The organism is Mycobacterium sp. (assembly GCF_049278535.1).
Taxonomy (GTDB): domain Bacteria; phylum Actinomycetota; class Actinomycetes; order Mycobacteriales; family Mycobacteriaceae; genus Mycobacterium.
The window spans coordinates 1-4,552 of record NZ_JBAPMI010000367.1; the positions used below are offsets into that span (position 1 = coordinate 1).

At 66.0% G+C, this 4,552-nt stretch carries 4 protein-coding genes; all 4 read left to right on the plus strand.

All coding sequences use genetic code 11. From position 1 onward, the window contains the following. The first annotated feature begins 99 nt into the window (after positions 1-99). On the plus strand, positions 100-567 hold the full coding sequence (locus WAO18_RS23665) for a GNAT family N-acetyltransferase (protein ID WP_422208662.1): 468 nt from the start codon (positions 100-102) through the stop codon (positions 565-567). Continuing rightward, entirely contained in the window at positions 564-1,781 is a 1,218-nt protein-coding gene (gene cobA / locus WAO18_RS23670) for a uroporphyrinogen-III C-methyltransferase (protein ID WP_422208663.1), read from the plus strand. The genes WAO18_RS23665 and cobA overlap by 4 nt, the downstream gene beginning before the upstream one ends. Before the next feature lie 33 nt (positions 1,782-1,814). Continuing rightward, positions 1,815-3,404 carry an MFS transporter gene (locus tag WAO18_RS23675; protein WP_422208664.1) on the plus strand — a complete coding sequence of 530 codons (1,590 nt, stop codon included), beginning with the start codon at positions 1,815-1,817 and terminating at the stop codon, positions 3,402-3,404. Between the two features lie 107 nt (positions 3,405-3,511). After that, on the plus strand, positions 3,512-4,552 hold a 1,041-nt coding region (gene proS, locus WAO18_RS23680), incomplete at its 3' end, for a proline--tRNA ligase (RefSeq protein WP_422208665.1).

Genomic DNA, 4,552 nt, shown 5'->3' on the forward strand with positions numbered 1-4,552 from the left:
GCGGTCTTGGAGCAACAAGGTGCTGGGACTAGGGCGTAATTGCCCGTCTCCTTCGCAGTCCGCTTTGCGGCCTGCATCGTCGGCTGAGGAAGGGGAGCCGTGACCGTCGCGCTGCGCCGCGCCTGGGCCAAAGACCTCGACGTATCAACTCTTTACGCGCTACTGAAGCTACGAGTCGAGGTCTTCGTGGTCGAGCAGGCCTGCCCCTATCCCGAACTCGACGGGCGCGATCTGCTCGCCGAAACACGTCACTTCTGGCTGGCAACTCCCGACCACGAGGTGATCTGCACGCTGCGGCTGATGGAGGAGCACGCCGGCGGGCACAAGGCATTCCGGCTCGGCCGGCTGTGCACCAAACGCAGCGCGCGCGGGGAGGGTCATACCACTCGATTGTTGCGTGCCGCTTTGGCGGAGGTCGGCGACTACCCGTGCCGGATCAACGCTCAGGTATATCTGGCGGACATGTATGCCCAGCACGGCTTCGTCCGAGACGGTGACGACTTCATCGACGACGGCGTTCCCCACGTGCCGATGCTGCGGGCGGGCGGGCCAGGCGTGCACACATGACCTCGTCCACATCGGAGAACCCCTACCTGGCCGGCTTGCGGCTTGCCGGGAAGAAGGTCGTCGTGGTCGGCGGCGGCAGCGTCGCGCAACGCCGGCTCCCACTGCTCACCGCCAGCGGGGCGGACGTGCACGTGATCGCCCGCAGCGCCACCCGCTCGGTGGAAGCGATGACTGGAATCACCTTGTCGCTGCGGGACTATCGCGACGGTGATCTGACCGGCGCCTGGTATGCGATTGCGGCGACCGACGATCCACAGGTGAATGCCGCGGTGGTGGCCGAAGCCGATCGCAATCGAATCTTCTGTGTCCGCGCCGACATCGCCGTCGACGGCAGCGCGGTTACCCCCGCATCGTTCGACTACGCGGGCCTATCGGTGGGGGTCCTGGCCGGTGGCGAGCACCGGCGCTCGGCCGGCGTCCGCTCGGCGATCCGCGAGGCATTGCAGCAGGGCGTGATAGCCCCGGAGAACTTCGAGAGCTCCGACGTGGTCCGCGGCGGGGTGGCGCTGATCGGCGGCGGCCCCGGCGATCCGGAACTGATCACCGTGCGCGGCCGCCGGCTGCTCGCGCAGGCCGACGTCGTCGTCGCCGACCGGCTCGCGCCACCGGAGCTGCTCGCCGAGCTGCCGCCGCACGTCGAGGTGATCGACGCCGCCAAGATCCCGTACGGACGAGCGATGGCCCAGGACGCCATCAACGCCGTGATGATCGAGCGGGCCCGGGCCGGTCAATTCGTGGTGCGGCTCAAAGGGGGAGACCCCTTCGTGTTCGCCCGCGGCTACGAGGAGCTGATGGCCTGCGTCGATGCCGGCATCCCGGTGATGGTCGTGCCTGGTGTGACAAGTGCCATAGCCGTGCCGGCGTCCGCTGGTGTCCCGGTCACCCACCGCGCGATCAACCACGAATTTGTAGTGGTCAGCGGGCACGTTGCGCCCGGACACCCCGAATCGTTAGTGAATTGGGATGCATTGGCTGCGATGACGGGAACCATTGTTTTGCTAATGGCGGTCGAACGCATCGAGCTATTCGCCGAAGTCCTTTTAAAAGGCGGCCGACCTGCGGATACGCCGGTGGTAGTTGTTCAACAAGGTACGACGGCGGCCGAGCATACTTTGCGGGCCACCCTGGCCGACGCGCCGGAAAAGATCCGTTCGGAGGGTATTCGACCTCCCGCGATCATCGTTATCGGTCCGGTGGCCGCGTTCGGCGTTTAAAAGATCCCTAAGATTACTGTAGGGTAAGTTCTTATGACGGCTCTCAACGATGCAGAGCGGGCTGTCCAAAGATGGACTACTGAACCCTCGAAGCGAGCAGTTCACATGCCCCCACCGCACCCCGAAAAGACCGCCGAGTCGACTCCGACCAAGACTTCCACGACATGGCTGCCGACCCGGCGATTCTTCGCTGCCGTGATCGCCATCGCCGGTATGCAGCTGATGGCGACCATGGACGGCACCATCGCGATCGTCGCGCTTCCCAAGATCCAGAACGAGCTGAGCCTGTCTGACGCCGGCCGCAGCTGGGTCATCACCGCCTACGTGCTGACCTTCGGCGGCTTGATGCTGCTGGGTGGCCGCCTCGGCGACACAATCGGCCGCAAGCGCACCTTCATCGTCGGCGTCACGCTGTTCACCATCGCGTCGGCGCTGTGCGGCATCGCCTGGGACGACGTCACCTTGGTGATCGCGCGGCTGCTGCAGGGTGTGGGCGCCGCGATCGCGTCGCCGACCGGCTTCGCGCTGGTCGCAACCACGTTCGCCAAGGGTCCGGCACGCAACGCCGCCACCGCGGTGTTCGGGGCGATGACCGGTGTCGGCTCGGTGATGGGCCTGGTCGTTGGTGGAGCGCTCACCGAGATGTCCTGGCGGCTGGCGTTTCTGGTGAATGTGCCGATCGGGCTGGTGATGATCTACCTGGCGCGCACCGCGCTGCGGGAAACCAACCGCGAGCGGATGAAGCTCGACGCCGCCGGCGCTGTGCTGGCGACACTGGCCTGCACCGCAGCGGTGTTCGCCTTCTCGACGGGACCCGAGGCGGGCTGGATCTCGCTCACCACGATCGGCTCGGCCGGAGTGGCGTTGATCGCCTTCATCGCGTTCGCCTTCGTCGAGCGCTCCGCCGAGAACCCAGTCGTGCCGTTCAATCTGTTCTTCGACCGCAACCGGCTGGCCACGTTCGCGGCGATCTTCATGGCCGGTGGGGTCCTGTTCACCGTGACGGTGCTGGTCGCCATCTACGTGCAGGACATCATGGGCTACAGCGCGCTGCGCGCCGGTGTCGGCTTCATCCCGTTCGCGATTGCGATGGGAATCGGGCTGGGCGGTTCATCGCAACTGGTGTCGCGCTTCCAACCGCGGGTCGTGGTCATCGCCGGCGGAGCGCTGGTGGTCGGCGCCATGATCTACGGGTCGACGTTCAACGGCAGCATGCCGTACTTCCCGAACTTGATCGTGCCGGTCGTCATCGCCGGTATCGGAATCGGAATGATCGTCGTGCCGGTGGCGCTCTCGGCGATCGCGGGCGTTGGCTTCGACCAGATCGGACCGACCTCGGCGATCGCGCTGATGCTGCAAAACCTCGGTGGCCCAGTGGTTCTCGCCATCATCCAGGCCGTGATCACGTCGCGCACGCTGTACCTGGGCGGCACCAACGGCCCGGTGAAGAACATGAACGCCGCCCAGTTGAATGCCCTTGACCACGGTTACACCTACGGGCTGCTGTGGGTGGCCGGCGTGGCCGTCATCGTCGGTGTCGTGTCGCTGTTCATCGGCTACACCGCCGAGCAGGTGGCCCACGCGCAGGAAGTCAAGGACGCCATCGACGCCGGCGAGCTCTAGCTCGTCGGACCCTCGCGAGACTGAAGCCAGGGTCGTGATTCGCCACTAATCACAGCCCTGGCTGCTGTTTCGCGGTCATCTCTGAATGCCCGCTAGGCTTGCGCGCTGTGATCACCCGGATGTCCGAGCTGTTCTTGCGCACACTGCGCGACGACCCCGCCGATGCTGAAGTCGCCAGTCACAAGCTGCTGATCCGGGCCGGCTACGTCCGACCGATCGCGCCCGGGCTGTACAGCTGGTTACCGCTCGGCCTGCGGGTGCTGCGCAACATCGAGCGGGTTGTCCGCGAAGAGATGAATGCCATCGGCGGGCAGGAGATCCTGTTTCCGGCGCTGCTGCCGCGCGCGCCCTACGAGACGACGAACCGCTGGACCGAGTACGGCGACGGTATTTTTCGGCTGCAAGACCGGCGCGGCAATGACTATCTGCTTGCCCCGACCCACGAAGAAGTCTTCGCCCTGACCGTGAAGGGGGAGTACAGCTCCTACAAGGACTTTCCGCTGGCGCTCTACCAGATCCAGATCAAGTATCGGGATGAGGCACGACCCCGGGCCGGCATTCTGCGAGTGCGCGAATTCGTCATGAAGGACTCCTACTCCTTCGACGTCGACGACGCCGGGCTCAAGGCCGCCTACCACGCACACCGCGAGGCCTATCAGCGCATCTTCGGCCGGCTGGACGTCGACTACGTCATCGTGTCCGCGGTGTCCGGCGCGATGGGCGGCTCGGCCTCCGAGGAGTTCCTGGCCGAAAGTGCGGTCGGCGAGGACACCTTCGTGCGCTGCCTGGAGTCCGGGTACGCGGCCAACGTCGAGGCGGTCGTCACCGCCCGGCCGGAAGCCCTGCCCTTCGACGGACTGCCCGCGCCGGTGGTCCACGACACCGGCGATACCCCAACGATCGCGACCCTGGTCGAGTGGGCCAACGGCGCCGGCTTGGGCCGCAGCGTCGCCGCTGCCGACACCCTGAAGAACGTCCTGCTGAAGGTGCGTCAGCCGGGTGGCGACTGGGAGCTACTGGGAATCGGGGTGCCCGGCGACCGCGAGGTCGACGACAAGCGTCTGGGCGCCGCGCTCGACCCGGCGGAGTATGCGCTGCTCGACGATGCCGACTTCAAAAAATACCCCTTCCTGGTCAAGGGTTATATC